This window comes from Tepidicella xavieri, assembly GCF_004363315.1.
GTDB classification, from domain to species: Bacteria; Pseudomonadota; Gammaproteobacteria; order Burkholderiales; family Burkholderiaceae_C; genus Tepidicella; species Tepidicella xavieri.
Genome location: NZ_SNYL01000008.1, coordinates 81,464 through 95,943 on the forward strand (window position 1 = coordinate 81,464; position 14,480 = coordinate 95,943).

At 64.7% G+C, this 14,480-nt stretch carries 12 protein-coding genes; 9 read left to right on the forward strand and 3 right to left on the reverse strand.

What is annotated here, in order from left to right; genetic code table 11:
• Window positions 1–153: 153 nt before the first annotated feature.
• The 3 genes from DFR43_RS08150 to DFR43_RS08160 form a co-directional block, all read right to left on the reverse strand.
• Entirely contained in the window at window positions 154–1,869 is a 1,716-nt protein-coding gene (locus DFR43_RS08150) for a PhoH family protein (protein ID WP_133597496.1), read from the reverse strand.
• A 134-nt stretch (window positions 1,870–2,003) separates the two neighbouring features.
• The gene (locus tag DFR43_RS08155; protein WP_133597498.1) at window positions 2,004–2,480 is read right to left on the reverse strand and encodes a peroxiredoxin; all 477 of its coding nucleotides are present in this window, start codon (window positions 2,478–2,480) and stop codon (window positions 2,004–2,006) included.
• 136 nt (window positions 2,481–2,616) lie between these two features.
• A complete protein-coding gene (locus DFR43_RS08160) occupies window positions 2,617–2,991 on the reverse strand; it encodes an Mth938-like domain-containing protein (protein ID WP_133597500.1) in 375 nt (124 codons plus the stop codon).
• Between the two features lie 57 nt (window positions 2,992–3,048).
• Here DFR43_RS08160 and DFR43_RS08165 point away from each other — a divergent pair, with 57 nt between their 5' ends.
• The 9 genes from DFR43_RS08165 to DFR43_RS08205 all read left to right on the forward strand — a co-directional run bounded on the left by DFR43_RS08165 (window position 3,049) and on the right by DFR43_RS08205 (window position 14,387).
• Window positions 3,049–4,281, forward strand: coding sequence for a pyridoxal phosphate-dependent aminotransferase (locus tag DFR43_RS08165; protein WP_133597502.1), 1,233 nt, complete (start codon window positions 3,049–3,051; stop codon window positions 4,279–4,281).
• A gap of 50 nt (window positions 4,282–4,331) precedes the next feature.
• Window positions 4,332–5,642: a homoserine dehydrogenase gene (locus tag DFR43_RS08170; RefSeq protein WP_133597504.1), complete on the forward strand. Its 1,311-nt coding sequence runs from the start codon at window positions 4,332–4,334 to the stop codon at window positions 5,640–5,642.
• On the forward strand, window positions 5,642–7,072 hold the full coding sequence (thrC, locus tag DFR43_RS08175; RefSeq protein ID WP_133597506.1) for a threonine synthase: 1,431 nt from the start codon (window positions 5,642–5,644) through the stop codon (window positions 7,070–7,072). The genes DFR43_RS08170 and thrC overlap by 1 nt, the downstream gene beginning before the upstream one ends.
• Before the next feature lie 26 nt (window positions 7,073–7,098).
• A complete protein-coding gene (gene mobB, locus DFR43_RS08180; protein WP_133597635.1) occupies window positions 7,099–7,638 on the forward strand; it encodes a molybdopterin-guanine dinucleotide biosynthesis protein B in 540 nt (179 codons plus the stop codon).
• Window positions 7,635–8,933, forward strand: a complete 1,299-nt coding sequence (locus DFR43_RS08185) for a molybdopterin molybdotransferase MoeA (protein WP_133597508.1) — start codon at window positions 7,635–7,637, stop codon at window positions 8,931–8,933. Before mobB ends, DFR43_RS08185 begins: the two co-directional genes overlap by 4 nt.
• A 9-nt stretch (window positions 8,934–8,942) precedes the next feature.
• Window positions 8,943–9,200: a MoaD/ThiS family protein gene (locus tag DFR43_RS08190; RefSeq protein WP_133597510.1), complete on the forward strand. Its 258-nt coding sequence runs from the start codon at window positions 8,943–8,945 to the stop codon at window positions 9,198–9,200.
• An 11-nt stretch (window positions 9,201–9,211) separates the two neighbouring features.
• On the forward strand, window positions 9,212–9,703 hold the full coding sequence (locus DFR43_RS08195; protein ID WP_133597511.1) for a molybdenum cofactor biosynthesis protein MoaE: 492 nt from the start codon (window positions 9,212–9,214) through the stop codon (window positions 9,701–9,703).
• A gap of 55 nt (window positions 9,704–9,758) precedes the next feature.
• On the forward strand, window positions 9,759–12,359 hold the full coding sequence (gene clpB / locus DFR43_RS08200) for an ATP-dependent chaperone ClpB (RefSeq protein WP_133597513.1): 2,601 nt from the start codon (window positions 9,759–9,761) through the stop codon (window positions 12,357–12,359).
• Window positions 12,360–12,482: 123 nt separating this feature from the next.
• Window positions 12,483–14,387 (forward strand): propionate--CoA ligase, encoded by a 1,905-nt coding sequence (locus DFR43_RS08205; RefSeq protein ID WP_133597515.1) that lies wholly within the window; start codon window positions 12,483–12,485, stop codon window positions 14,385–14,387.
• Window positions 14,388–14,480: the final 93 nt, after the last annotated feature.

The window sequence follows — 14,480 nt, forward strand, 5'->3', positions numbered from 1 at the left end:
GGAGGGGAGGAGGGCTCGGCAGCAGGGTTGGCCATGAAAAGGCGCCATCAGGGCATCGATTTCCGATAAACCCGATAAGCTACTTCGCCGGAAGACTTCCGAACATCCCCTGTTTAGGGGATGTTGCGTGGATGAGATATCAAATTTGCAGGATCAAAGCACGTCGCTGGCGAAGTCGGCCAGACGCGAGCGCTCCCCGCGCGCCAACGTGATGTGCCCGCCATGGGGCCAGCCTTTGAAACGGTCCACGGCATAGGTCAGGCCGCTGGAGCCTTCGGTCAGGTAGGGGGTATCGATCTGCGCCAGGTTGCCCATGCAAATGATCTTGGTGCCCGGGCCGGCGCGGGTAATCAGCGTCTTCATCTGCTTGGGCGTCAGGTTCTGCGCCTCGTCGATGATGACGTACTTGTTCATGAAGGTGCGGCCGCGCATGAAGTTCATGCTCTTGACCTTGATGCGGCTGCGAATCAGCTCATTGGTGGCCGCGCGCCCCCATTCGCCTGCGTTGCCGCCATCGCCCTTGGCCAGAAACTCCAGGTTGTCGTCCAGAGCGCCCATCCAGGGGCCCATTTTTTCTTCTTCGGTGCCGGGCAGAAAGCCGATGTCCTCGCCCACGCTGACGGTGGCGCGGGTCATGATGATTTCGGTGTAGCGGCGCTCATCGAGCACTTGCGTCAGGCCGGCGGCCAGAGCCATCAGGGTCTTGCCGGTGCCGGCGGTGCCGGCCAGCGTCACGAAGTCGATGTCGGGATCCATCAGCAGGTTCAGCGCGAAGTTCTGCTCGCGGTTGCGGCTGGTCACGCCCCACACGGCGTTCTTCAGATGGGTGTAGTCCTTCAGCGTCTTGAGCACGGCTTGCTTGCCGCGCAATTCGGTCACCCGGGCGTACAGCGAAGGCTCGCCGGCCGCCTCGTAATAGACGAATTGGTTGATGACCAATTGCTCGACGATGGGGCCACTGATGCGGTAGAAGGTGTGTCCGCCCTGTTGCCAGCTTTCCAGCGTCTTGCTTTGCCGGGTCCAGAAGTCTGGGGGCAGGGCCAGCGAGCCGGGGTAGAGCAGTTCGCCGTCATCGAGGGTCTTGTCGTTTTCGTAGTCTTCGGCCGCCAGGCCGAGCGCGCGGGCCTTGACGCGCATGTTGATGTCTTTGGACACCAGCACCACCTCGCGCCCCGGGTATTTCATTTTCAGGGCCTGCACCACGCCCAATATCTGATTGTCGGCCTTGCCTTGGGGCAGACTGTTGGGCAGTTCGTGCTGTAGCGGGCTGGTTTGGAAAAAGAGATGGCCGGTGGCATCTTTGTTGCCAAGCGCCGACAAGGGCAAGCCGGCGCTGATGTCGCCCCCGCGCTGGGCGGCCAAGGTGTCGAGTGTGCGGCTGGCTTGCCGGGCGTTGCGCGCCACCTCGCTCATGCCTTTTTTGTTCGCATCCAGTTCTTCCAGCACGATCATGGGCAGGAAGATGTCGTGTTCCTCGAAGCGGAACAGGCTGGTCGGGTCGTGCATCAGCACGTTGGTGTCGAGCACGAACAGGCGCCGAGGCCCCGCAGCGAGCGTGCCGGCTTTGCGGCGCCGCTGCGGTGCCAATCGGGTCGGCGGCACGGAAGCCGTTGCATCGTCGTTGGCCAGGGCTGCAACGGCCTGGCCAGGGGCTTTGGCTTTGGTCGATGGCTTGGGCGTGGCGCCGTTTGATCGGGCCGAGGCGGAAGCTGGCGCAGGGGAGGGGAGCGCCGCTTCCAGCGTGAGCGGGCTCAAGGAGGTGGACAAATCCATGGCGGGCTCTGACCGTTTGCGGGCGACGCGGGTGGACTCGATGGCGTCGGCAGACAGGCGAGCGGCTTTTTTGGCAGGGGCGGGGGGCAGGGGCATGAGTGTCAATGGCCGAGGCAGGCGGCAAGAAAAAAGCCGCCATGGGCAACCCAGGCGGCTTGGACAGAATACGGTTGGACGGTGAGCGTCGAACTCAGGTGCATGGATTCATTATGCACCACCCGCAACGCGGCTCATGCGGCCTTTTTGACCATCTTGACGGCCTTGAGCACTTCCTCCACATGGCCCGGCACCTTCAGGCCGCGCCACTCCTGCAGCAGAATGCCTTCCGGGCTGATGAGGAAGGTGCTGCGCTCGATGCCCTTGACCTTCTTGCCGTACATGATCTTGTTCTTGACCACGCCGAACATATGGCACATCTTTTCTTCGGTGTCGGCAATCAGCTCGAAGGGCAGTTCCAGCTTGGCCTTGAAGTCGTCGTGGGACTTCATGTTGTCGCGCGAGACGCCGAACACCTCCGCGCCGGCCTTGACGAAATCCCTGTATTTGTCGCGGAACTGCATGGCTTCCGTGGTGCAGCCTGGCGTGTTGTCCTTGGGGTAGAAATAGAGGATCAGCACTTTCCCGAGGTGGGATTGATGAGTGACCTTGACACCGCCCGTGGCATTGGCTTCAAATTCAGGAATGGGTTTATTGACGACTACGGCCATGAAGCGGATCCCCTGCTAGGTTGAATGCTGCGAAGGCGCCCGAAGGCTTTGGCTGGCACCACCCATAAAGAGGTGGCGGGCGCCACACGTAATACCGCATTTTACCGCGAAAGGCCAGCCAGCCCGGCGGAAAAATCTAAGGGGTTTCGATGAGAAAGGCCGCTGCCACCCGCCGGCCTTCGCCGGCCAGAATGTTGTAGGTGCGGGCAGCGGCCATCGTGTCCATCGTCTCCACCCCGATGCCGGCCTCGATGAGCGGGCGCAGCAGCTCAGGGCGAACGAATTTCAGCGTCAGGCCGCTGCCGAAAATCACCAGCTCGGGCCGCCATTCGGCCAGCAGTTCAAAGTGGCTGACCGTCAGGGCCCCATGCCGAGTGCAATGCCAGGCTTTGAGGTAGCCTTCCGAGCAGAGGATGACGCTTTCCTCGTAGCGCTGCCCGCCGATGACCATCCAGCCCGGGCCGTGGGCGTTGACGGCCAGGGTGTCGAGGCGGTCGGGTTGCAGCTTCATGGCAAGGGCTGGTGGGGAAAAGTATGGTGAAATTATAGGTTTCACCACCGTTGCATCATGTTCTCCACGCCCATTCTCAAATCCGCCAAGCTGGCCAATGTCTGTTACGACATCCGGGGTCCCGTGCTGGACAAGGCGCGAGCGATGGAGGAAGAGGGCCACAAGATCATCAAGCTCAACATCGGCAACCTGGCGGTGTTCGGGTTGGAGCCGCCCGACGAGATCCTGCAGGACATGATCCGCAACCTGCCGAATGCGGCAGGCTACACCGACAGCAAGGGGCTGTTCGCCCCGCGCAAGGCCATCGTGCACTACACTCAGGAAAAGCGCATTGCCGGCGTGACGGTGGACGACGTGTACCTGGGCAATGGCGCCAGCGAGCTCATCACCATGAGCATGAACGCCTTGCTGAATGCGGGCGATGAAATTCTGGTACCAGCGCCGGACTATCCGCTGTGGACGGCCTCCGTCTCACTGTCGGGCGGCACCCCCGTGCATTACATCTGTGATGAGCAGGCCGAATGGACGCCCGATCTGGCCGATATCGAGCGCAAAATCACGCCGCGCACCAAGGGCATCGTCGTCATCAACCCGAACAACCCCACCGGGGCGCTGTATCCCAACGAAGTGCTGCAAGCCATCGTGGATCTGGCGCGCAAGCACGACCTCATCATCTTTGCCGACGAGATTTACGACAAGGTGCTCTATGACGGGCACACGCACACCTCCATCGCCTCGCTGGCCGAGGACGTGCTGTGCGTCACCTTCAACGGCTTGAGCAAGAACTACCGCTCCTGCGGCTACCGAGCGGGCTGGATGATCGTCTCGGGCGACAAGCGCCGCGCCAAAGACTACATCGAAGGCCTGAACATGCTGGCCTCGATGCGGTTGTGCGCCAACACGCCCGGGCAACTGGCGATCCAGACCGCACTGGGCGGCTACCAGAGCATCAACGACCTGGTCGCCCCCACCGGCCGCCTGTGCCGCCAGCGCGACCTGGCGCACCGGCTGCTGACCGAGATCCCGGGGGTGACGTGCGTCAAGCCCAAGGCCGCGCTGTACATGTTCCCGCGGCTGGACCCGAAAATCTACCCCATCGAGGATGACCAGCAGTTCGCCTATGAACTGCTGGCCGAGGAGAAGGTGCTCATCGTGCAAGGCACGGGGTTCAATTACCCGACCCCGGACCACTTCCGCCTGGTTTTCCTTCCACACGAAGACGACCTGGCCGATGCCGTGGGCCGCATCGCCCGCTTCCTGGCGCACTACCGCAAGCGCCACGGCACCTGACTTCGCGCGCCTGGGGCCGCATCCGCCATCAAGACCGAGAAACGAACGCTATGAAACCGATACAAGTGGGCCTGCTGGGCATTGGAACCGTAGGCAGTGGTGTGTTCCATGTGCTCAAACGCAATCAGGCGGAGATTCAGCGCCGCGCCGGCCGCGGCATCGAAATTGCCATGGTCGCCGACCTGGACGTGGCGCGCGCCCAATCCATCGTGGGCGATGGCGTGCGGGTGGTCAATGATGCCCGGCAGGTGATTGCCAACCCCGACATCGACATCGTGGTCGAACTCATTGGCGGCTACGGCATTGCCAAGGCGCTGGTGATGGAGGCCATCGACGCTGGCAAGCATGTGGTCACGGCCAACAAAGCCTTGCTTGCCGTGCATGGCACCGAAATCTTCGCGGCCGCCCAGGCCAAGGGCGTGATGGTGGCGTTCGAGGCCGCCGTGGCTGGTGGCATTCCCATCATCAAGGCGCTGCGCGAGGGGTTGACCGCCAACCAGATCCAGTGGGTGGCCGGCATCATCAATGGCACCACCAACTTCATCCTGTCGGAAATGCGCGACAAGGGCCTGGACTTCGACGTAGTGCTCAAAGAAGCGCAGCGCCTGGGCTACGCCGAAGCCGACCCGACCTTCGACATCGAGGGCGTGGACGCCGCGCACAAGGCGACCATCATGAGCGCGATTGCCTTCGGCATTCCGGTGCAGTTCGACAAGGCCCATGTGGAGGGCATCACCAAGCTGGAAGCGGCCGACATTCGCTACGCCGAGCAACTGGGCTACCGCATCAAGCTGCTGGGCATTACCAAGCGGGCGCAGGAAGGCATCGAACTGCGGGTGCATCCGTGCCTGGTGCCGGCCAAGCGGCTGATCGCCAATGTGGAAGGCGCCATGAATGCCGTGGTGGTCCAGGGCGACGCCGTGGGCACCACGCTGTACTACGGCAAGGGCGCGGGCAGCGAACCCACGGCCAGCGCCGTGATTGCCGACCTGGTGGATGTGACCCGCCTGCACACCGCCGACCCCCTCAACCGCGTGCCGCATCTGGCGTTCCAGCCGGCGTCGATGAGCGATCTGCCCGTGCTGCCCATGAGCGAGGTGGTCACGAGCTACTACCTGCGCCTGCGCGTGGCCGACGAAGCCGGCGTGCTGGCCAAGGTCACGGGCCTGCTGGCCGAAGCCGGCATCAGCATCGACGCCGTGCTGCAGCGCGAAGCCGAGGAGGGCAGCCGCCAGACCGATCTCATCATCCTCACCCACAGCACGCGCGAAGGCACGATGAACGACGCCATCGCCCAGATGCAGGGCCTGCCCACCGTGCTGGCGCCGATCGTGCGCATCCGCAAGGAGGAACTGGCCTGATGCGCTACCTCTCCACCCGCGGCCACGCCGAGCGCAAGCGCTTTTGCGAAATCCTGCTGGAAGGGTTGGCGCCCGATGGCGGCTTGTACCTGCCTGAACGCTATCCCCAGGTGGACGATGCCACCTTGACGCGCTGGCGCGAGGTCTATCGCGAGCAGGGCTACGCCGCCTTGGCGTTCGAGGTGCTGTCGCTCTACATCGACGACATTCCCGCGGCCGATTTGCGCGCCTTGTGTGCCAAGACCTACACGGCCGAGGTGTTCGGCACGCGCGAGATCGTGCCGCTGCGTCCGCTGGAGCCAGGTTTGTGGCTGGAGGCGCTGTCCAACGGCCCCACGCTGGCGTTCAAAGACATGGCCATGCAGTTGCTTGGCCACCTGTTCGAGTACGAACTGGCGCGCCGCGGCCAGACGCTCAACATCCTGGGGGCCACCAGCGGCGACACCGGCAGCGCCGCCGAGTACGCGATGCGCGGCAAGCGCGGCATCCGCGTCTTCATGCTCAGCCCCCACGGGCGCATGAGCCCGTTCCAGCAGGCCCAGATGTTCAGCCTGCAGGACCCCAACATCCACAACATCGCCATCGAGGGCGTGTTCGACGACTGCCAGGACATCGTCAAGGCCGTCAGCCACGACTTGGCCTTCAAGCAACGCCACCAGATCGGCACCGTCAACTCCATCAACTGGGCACGGCTGCTGGCGCAGGTGGTGTACTACTTTGCCGGCTATTTCCAGGCCACGGCCTCCAACGCCCAGAAGGTCAGCTTCACCGTGCCGTCGGGCAACTTCGGCAACGTGTGCGCCGGCCATGTGGCGCGGATGATGGGGCTGCCCATCGACCAGTTGGTGGTGGCCACCAATGAGAACGATGTGCTCGACGAGTTTTTCCGCACCGGGCTGTACCGGGTTCGCGGCAGCGCCGACACGTTCGAGACATCCAGCCCCTCGATGGACATCAGCAAGGCCAGCAACTTCGAGCGCTTTGTCTTTGACCTGCTGGGCCGCGATGCGCCGCGCACCCGCGCCCTGTTTGGCGATGCGCTCAGCCGCGACGGCCGCTTCGACCTGGGCGCCGACCCCCATTTCCCGCTGGCGGCCAGCCGCTACGGCTTTGTCAGTGGCAAGAGCACCCATGCCGACCGCATCGCCACCATCCGCGATGTCTGGAGCCGCTTCGGGCAGATGATCGATACCCACACCGCCGACGGCGTGAAAGTGGCCCGCGAGCATGTGCGCTCAGGCGTGCCCATGGTCGTGCTGGAGACGGCGCTCCCCATCAAGTTTGCCCAGACCCTCGTCGAGGCCCTGGGCCGCGAGCCCGGCCGGCCCGCGCCCTTCATCGGCATCGAAAACCTGCCCAAGCGGGTGCAGGTCATGCCGGTCGATGCCGAGCGGGTCAAAGCCTATATTGCCGCGCATTGCCAGGCATGAGCACAGACCGGTAAAGGGTGGTGGATATGCACGTGGTGGGGTTTGCCGGGTTCTCCGGGGTGGGCAAGACGACGCTCATCGAGCGGCTCATTCCTGTGCTGCGCGCGTCGGGGCAGCGGGTTTCGGTCGTCAAACACGCGCACCACGGCCCGGACGTGGACCATCCGGGCAAAGACAGCCATCGCCACCGGGAAGCCGGGGCTTTCGAGGTGGTGGTGGCGTCTTCGCGCCGCCTGGTGCTGATGCGCGAGTTTGAGCGCGAGGCCGTGCTGACAGTGCATCAGTTGCTGGCCGAACTCACGCCGGTGGCCGACTGGGTGTTGGTGGAGGGTTTCCGCGATGCCGACATCCCCAAGATCGAACTGTGGCGGCCGCAGCCGGGTGGGCATGTGCTCTATCCGCTGGACCCGTTTGTCGTGGCCGTGGGCACCGATGCCCCTGAGGCCTTGCCCGAGCCCACGGGCCTGCCCGTGCTCGACATCAACGCGCCCGCCGCCGTGGCCGAATGGTTGAGCGCCCACGCCCACCGGTTCGACTACCGCTTTCCGGATCCCGACGCCCTATGAACGCCTTCGCTTGCACCGTCTCTGCGGCACCCCGGCCTGGCCTGATGGCCTTGGAAGAGGCGCTGTCGCGCCTGTTGAGCGGGGTAGAGCCCCTGGCGCAGACCGAGGTCGTTTCCAGCTTCGAGGCCGACGGCCGCGTGCTGGCGGAGGATCTCGTCTCGGCCCTGGATGTGCCTGGGCACGACAATGCCTCGATGGACGGCTATGCGGTGCGCATCGCTGACGTGACCGCGGCCGCTGGGCAAGCCTTGCCCGTTACGCAACGCATTGCTGCCGGACAGTTCGGCGAGCGGCTGATGCCCGGAACCGTGGCCCGCATCTTTACCGGCGCCCCTGTGCCTGAAGGGGCTGATGCCGTGGTGATGCAGGAAGACACCGAGGCGGGCGAGCCCGCCGAAGGTCGGCCCACGGTGCGTTTCAAAACCGTGCCAGCCCCCGGGCAATGGATACGCCGCCAAGGGGAAGACGTGCGCCGCGGGGCCGTGGTGTTGGCCGCGGGCCAGCGCCTGGGGCCGGCTGAGCTGGGGCTGGCCGCCAGCATCGGCCACGACCGGCTGACCGTGATCCGGCGCGTCAAAGTGGCCTTGTTTTCCACGGGTGACGAGCTGGTGATGCCCGGCGAGGTGCCGCCCGAGCAGATGCGCCCGGGGGCCATCTACAACTCCAACCGCCATGTCCTGCGCGCGTTGCTGCGGCGCTTGGGCTGCGAGGTGACCGACATGGGCATCGTGCCAGACCAGCGCGAGGCCACCGTACAAGCCCTGCGTGAAGCGGCCGAAGGCCACGACGTGATCCTCACCAGCGGCGGGGTGTCGGTCGGCGAGGAAGACCATGTCAAGCCAGCGGTGCAGCAGCTCGGCGGCTTGGATCTGTGGCAAGTGGGCATGAAACCCGGCAAGCCGTTCGCCCACGGGTGGGTGAATCGCGCCGCGGGGGGCAGCCGTTGCCACTTCATCGGCCTGCCCGGCAACCCGGTGTCGAGCTTCGTCACCTTCCTCTTGCTGGCCAGTCCGTTTCTGCGGCGGCTCCAGGGCCGCAACGACCCCGCCGCCCACGGACTTCCCCCCGCGCTGGAGATGGTGGCGCATTTCGATCTGCCTCGCCCGGACCGGCGCCGCGAGTTCGTGCGCGTGCGCCGCAACGCCCAGGGCGGGCTGGACCTGTTTCCCAATCAGAGCTCTGGGGTGCTCACCTCCCTGGCCTGGGCCGATGGCTTGGTGGACAACCCGCCATCGCAGCCCATTGCCCACGGGGACAAGGTGCGGTATTTTCCATTGGATGCCTTGCTCGGCTGACGACTTGCCATGACGATCACGATCCAGGTCCGGTTCTTTGCCGCTTTGCGAGAAGCCGTCGGGGCTTCGGTGCTCACCCTGCAAACCCGTGCCGGGACGGTCGGGGCGCTGCGCGACGAGCTGATTGGTCGCGGCTCCCCTTGGGCCGAAGCGCTGGCGCGCGGCAAATCGCTGCGGGCTTCGGTCGATCATGCCATGGCCGATGACGCCACGCCCTTGCGCGCGGGCGCCGAGGTGGCCTTTTTCCCGCCGGTCACGGGCGGTTGACGAGGGATGCCATGCCAACGCCCCGGGTTCGCATCCAGACCGAGGACTTCGACGTTTCCGCCGAGATGGCCGCCTTGCGCGCCCACGACGCCCGCGTGGGGGCGGTGTGCGTGTTCGTGGGCACGGTCCGAGACCGGGACGGGGCTGCCTCTCACCCCGAGCACCGCGTGCAGGCCATGGAGCTGGAGCACTACCCGGGGATGACCGAAAAAGCCATCGAAGCCATGATCGATGAGGCCCTGCGGCGCTTCGATGTGCTTGGGGTTCGCATCATCCACCGGGTGGGGCCGCTGTTGCCTGAGGACCAGATCGTCATGGTGGCCGTCACCTCCGCCCACCGGCACGAGAGTTTTCAGGCCTGCGAATTCCTCATGGATTACCTCAAGACCCAGGCCCCTTTCTGGAAAAAAGAGCACACCGCCCAAGGTGCCCACTGGGTGGATGCCCGCGTCAGCGACGACGCGGCGCTAGCGCGCTGGGGAATCGAAGCGCGCAACGCTTGAAATGCCCATTCAGGCCCCCAACTTCGCAGCAATGCTTTGATTGGGGAGCGCTTGAATGCGTATCGACAAACTCACGACCAAATTCCAGGAAGCCCTGGGCGAAGCCCAAACCCTCGCCTTGGGGCAAGACCATGCCTACATCGAGCCGGCCCACGTGCTGGCCGCCATGCTGCGCCAGCAAGACGGGCCCAAGGCCCTGCTGCAACGCGCCGGGGTGAACGTGCCCGCGCTGACCAAAGTGGCCGACGAGGCCTTGGCCCGCTTGCCCCAGGTCCAGGGGCAAGAACAGGTGCAGGTGGGCCGCGACACCGTCACCCTGCTGCAAGCGGCCGAGAAAGAAGCCATCAAGCGCGGCGACCAATTCGTGGCCAGCGAATTGTTCCTGCTGGCCCTGGCCGACAGCAAGATCGCCCTGGCCGACGAAGCCCGCAAGGCCGGGCTCAAGCGCCAGTCGCTGGAGGCGGCCATCGACGCGGTGCGTGGTGGCCAGAAGGTGGACAGCCCCGAAGCCGAAGGGCAGCGCGAGGCCTTGAAGAAATACACCCTGGACCTGACCGAACGCGCCCGGGCGGGCAAGCTCGACCCGGTCATCGGGCGCGACGATGAGATCCGCCGCGCCATCCAGGTCTTGCAGCGCCGCAGCAAGAACAACCCCGTGCTCATTGGCGAGCCTGGCGTGGGCAAGACGGCCATCGTCGAAGGGCTGGCGCAGCGCATCGTCGCTGGCGAGGTGCCCGACACCCTCAAAGACAAGCGCGTGCTGGCGCTGGACATGGCCGGGCTGCTGGCTGGCGCCAAATACCGTGGCGAATTCGAGGAGCGCCTCAAAGCCGTGCTCAAAGAAGTGGCGCAGGAAGAGGGGCGCGTCATTCTCTTCATCGACGAAATCCACACCATGGTCGGTGCCGGCAAGGCCGAAGGCGCCATGGACGCCGGCAACATGCTCAAGCCTGCGCTGGCCCGCGGTGAACTGCACTGCATTGGCGCCACGACCCTGGACGAATACCGCAAGTACATCGAAAAAGACGCTGCGCTGGAGCGTCGCTTCCAGAAAGTGCTGGTCGAAGAGCCCAGCGTGGAAGCGACGATCGCCATCTTGCGTGGGCTGCAAGAGCGCTATGAGGTCCACCACGGCGTCGAAATCACCGACCCGGCCATCGTGGCCGCGGCCGAGCTGAGCCACCGCTATATCACCGACCGCTTCCTGCCCGACAAGGCCATCGACCTGATCGACGAGGCAGCTGCCAAGATCAAGATCGAGATCGACTCCAAGCCCGAGGCCATGGACAAGCTCGACCGCCGGCTCATCCAGCTGAAGATCGAGCGCGAGGCCGTGCGCAAGGAAAAGGACGAAGCCTCCATCAAGCGCTTGGCGCTGATCGAAGACGAAATCGGCCGGCTCGAACGCGAATACGCCGATCTGGAGGAAGTCTGGAAGGCCGAGAAGGCCGCCGCCCAGGGCTCTGACCAAGTGCGCAAAGACATCGAGCAGACCAAGCTGCAGATCGAGGAATACAAGCGCAAAGGCGATTTCAACAAGGTTGCCGAGTTGCAGTACGGCAAGTTGCCCGAGTTGGAAAAACGCCTCAAAGACGCCCAGGCCAAAGAGGCCGCCGGTGGTTCCAGCGCCGGCCACAAGCTGTTGCGCACCCAGGTCGGGGCCGAGGAAATCGCCGAAGTGGTGGCGCGAGCCACGGGCATTCCCGTGGCCAAGCTGATGCAGGGCGAGCGCGACAAGCTACTGCACATGGAAGAAAAGCTCCACGAGCGCGTGGTGGGCCAGGATGAGGCCATCGTGGCCGTGGCCAACGCCATCCGGCGCAGCCGCGCCGGCTTGAGCGACCCCAACCGGCCGCTGGGCAGCTTCCTGTTCCTGGGGCCCACCGGCGTGGGCAAAACCGAGCTGTGCAAAGCGTTGGCTGCTTTCTTGTTCGATACGGAAGAGCATCTCATCCGCATCGACATGAGCGAGTTCATGGAAAAGCACTCGGTCAGCCGACTCATTGGGGCGCCTCCGGGCTATGTGGGCTATGACGAGGGCGGCTACCTGACCGAAGCCGTGCGCCGCAAGCCCTACAGCGTAGTGTTGCTCGACGAGGTGGAAAAAGCCCACCCGGACGTGTTCAACGTGCTCTTGCAAGTGCTCGATGACGGCCGCCTCACCGACGGGCAAGGCCGCACCGTGGACTTCAAGAACACCGTCATCGTCATGACCTCCAACATCGGCTCGCACCGCATCCAGGCCATGGCTGGGCAGGACATGGAGGACATCAAAGACGCCGTGTGGGAAGAACTCAAGCAGCACTTCCGCCCCGAGTTTCTCAACCGGATCGATGAGACGGTGGTGTTCCACGGGCTCAATGCCGAGCACATCGCCAACATTGCCCGCATCCAGTTGCGCACCCTGACCGAGCGGCTGGCCAAGATGGACCTGACCTTGACGGTGAGCGACGCCGCATTGGCCGAACTGGCCAAGGTGGGGTTCGACCCGGTGTTTGGTGCTCGCCCGCTGAAACGGGCGATCCAGCAACGGATCGAAAACCCCTTGTCCAAGCTGATTCTGGAAGGCCGCTTCCCGCCCAAGAGCGAAATTCCGGTGGATGTGGACCCGATCCGCGCCCCGGGGCAGTTCCAGTTCGAGCGGGTGGTGCATTGAGGGGCGCAGGCCGCCGGGGTGGTTCAGCGGCCTGCCGTCAGCCCGGCGCAAGGCGGCTGTCAATAATTATGAATGCATTTCGAATCCAGGCCGCCTTCGGTGGCCTGCCCATCTGGAGACACCATGGCCGCCCACGTTTCCTACGCCGACTTCCACCGTCGCTCCATCGCCGAACGCGATGCATTCTGGACCGAGCAAGCCGCACTGATCGAATGGCAGCGCCCCTTTGATCGGGTCTGCAACTACGAGCGTCCGCCCTTTGCCCGGTGGTTTGAAGGGGGGTTGACCAACCTGTGCCACAACGCGGTGGACCGGCATCTGAAAGACCGCGCCGAGCAAAACGCGCTGATCTTTGTCTCCACCGAAACCCACACCGAAACCGCTTACACCTACCGGGAACTGCACCAGGAAGTGCAGCGCTTCGCCGCCATTTACCGCGCCTTGGGCGTAAGCAAGGGCGACCGCGTGCTGATTTACATGCCGATGATCCCTGAGGCCGCCTTTGCCATGCTGGCTGCGGTTCGCATTGGCGCGATTCATTCGGTGGTGTTTGGCGGCTTTGCCAGCCACTCCCTGGCCAGCCGCATCGACGACGCACAGCCCAAGGTCATCGTCAGCGCCGATGCCGGCATGCGTGGCGGCAAAGTCGTGCCCTACAAGCACCTGCTGGACGAGGCCATCCGACTGTCCAAGCACCAGCCGCAGCGGGTGGTGATGGTCAACCGGGGCCTGGCCGATCTCGCGCCCGTGGCCGGGCGTGACGTGGACTACGCCAGCCTGCGCGCGCAGCACCTCGATGCCCAGGTGCCCTGTGAGTGGGTGGACAGCACTCACCCCAGCTACATCCTCTACACCAGCGGCACCACCGGCCGCCCCAAGGGGGTGCAGCGCGACACCGGCGGCTACGCGGTCGCGCTGGCCGCGTCCATGCGCCACATCTACATGGCCCAGCCGGGCGAGACGTACTTCTCCACCAGCGACATCGGCTGGGTGGTGGGCCACAGCTACATCATCTACGGCCCGCTGATCAACGGCATGGCCACCATCATGTACGAGGGCCTGCCCATCCGGCCCGATGCCGGCATCTGGTGGAGCCTGGTGGAGAAATACCGCGTCAGCGTCATGTTCACGGCGCCCACGGCCGCTCGGGTGCTCAAAAAACAGGACCCGGCTTACCTCACCCGATACGACCTCTCCAGCCTCAAGGCCCTGTTTCTCGCTGGCGAGCCGCTGGACGAGCCCACGGCCACCTGGATGTCGCAAGCCATTGGCAAGCCGGTCATCGACAACTACTGGCAGACCGAGACGGGCTGGCCGATCCTGGCCATCTGCAACGGCGTGGAGCCGGCGCCGACCAAGTTCGGCTCGCCCGGCAAGGCCGTCTATGGCTACGACGTGCGCCTGATCGACGAGCTCAGCGGGCAGGAAATCACCGAGGCCAACCGCAAAGGCGTCATTGCCGTGGAGGGGCCTTTGCCGCCGGGTTGCTTGCAAACCGTCTGGGGCGATGACGATCGCTATGTCAAGACCTACTGGTCCAGCATCCCCGGGCGCCAGATGTACAGCACCTTCGACTGGGGCGTGCGCGACGAGGATGGCTATTTCTACATCCTGGGCCGCACCGATGACGTGATCAATGTGGCCGGGCACCGCCTGGGCACGCGCGAAATCGAGGAAAGCATCTCCAGCCATCCGGCCGTGGCCGAAGTGGCCGTGGTGGGCGTGGCCGACACCCTCAAGGGCCAGGTGGCCATGGCCTTTGCCGTGCTCAAAGACGCCAGCCGCGCCGCCACCCCCGAGGCGGCCCAGGCGCTGGAGGGTGAAATCCTGAAGGTGGTGGATGAGCAACTGGGGGCCGTGGCGCGGCCAGCGCGGGTGCGCTTCGTGAGCCTGCTGCCCAAGACACGTTCTGGCAAACTGCTGCGCCGGGCGATCCAGGCCGTCTGCGAGGGGCGTGACCCCGGTGACCTGACGACCATGGAAGACCCGGCTGCCTTGCAACAGATCAAGGATCTGGTGGCGTCCTGAGCATGACGCGCGGGCCTGGCGTCGGGGTACGCCAGGCGGTATCCCGTCATGCTGAGTGCTAATATTCGCATATCCGGCTCGCTGCGGCGGGCC

Excerpts from the sequence above, each read along its gene's own strand:
- DFR43_RS08150 (WP_133597496.1), bottom strand. The coding sequence starts at position 1,869 with ATGCCCCTGCCCCCCGCCCCTGCCAAAAAAGCCGCTCGCCTGTCTGCC.
- DFR43_RS08155 (WP_133597498.1), bottom strand. The coding sequence starts at position 2,480 with ATGGCCGTAGTCGTCAATAAACCCATTCCTGAATTTGAAGCCAATGCC.
- DFR43_RS08160 (WP_133597500.1), bottom strand. The coding sequence starts at position 2,991 with ATGAAGCTGCAACCCGACCGCCTCGACACCCTGGCCGTCAACGCCCAC.
- DFR43_RS08165 (WP_133597502.1), top strand. The coding sequence starts at position 3,049 with ATGTTCTCCACGCCCATTCTCAAATCCGCCAAGCTGGCCAATGTCTGT.
- DFR43_RS08170 (WP_133597504.1), top strand. The coding sequence starts at position 4,332 with ATGAAACCGATACAAGTGGGCCTGCTGGGCATTGGAACCGTAGGCAGT.
- thrC (WP_133597506.1), top strand. The coding sequence starts at position 5,642 with ATGCGCTACCTCTCCACCCGCGGCCACGCCGAGCGCAAGCGCTTTTGC.
- mobB (WP_133597635.1), top strand. The coding sequence starts at position 7,099 with ATGCACGTGGTGGGGTTTGCCGGGTTCTCCGGGGTGGGCAAGACGACG.
- DFR43_RS08185 (WP_133597508.1), top strand. The coding sequence starts at position 7,635 with ATGAACGCCTTCGCTTGCACCGTCTCTGCGGCACCCCGGCCTGGCCTG.
- DFR43_RS08190 (WP_133597510.1), top strand. The coding sequence starts at position 8,943 with ATGACGATCACGATCCAGGTCCGGTTCTTTGCCGCTTTGCGAGAAGCC.
- DFR43_RS08195 (WP_133597511.1), top strand. The coding sequence starts at position 9,212 with ATGCCAACGCCCCGGGTTCGCATCCAGACCGAGGACTTCGACGTTTCC.
- clpB (WP_133597513.1), top strand. The coding sequence starts at position 9,759 with ATGCGTATCGACAAACTCACGACCAAATTCCAGGAAGCCCTGGGCGAA.
- DFR43_RS08205 (WP_133597515.1), top strand. The coding sequence starts at position 12,483 with ATGGCCGCCCACGTTTCCTACGCCGACTTCCACCGTCGCTCCATCGCC.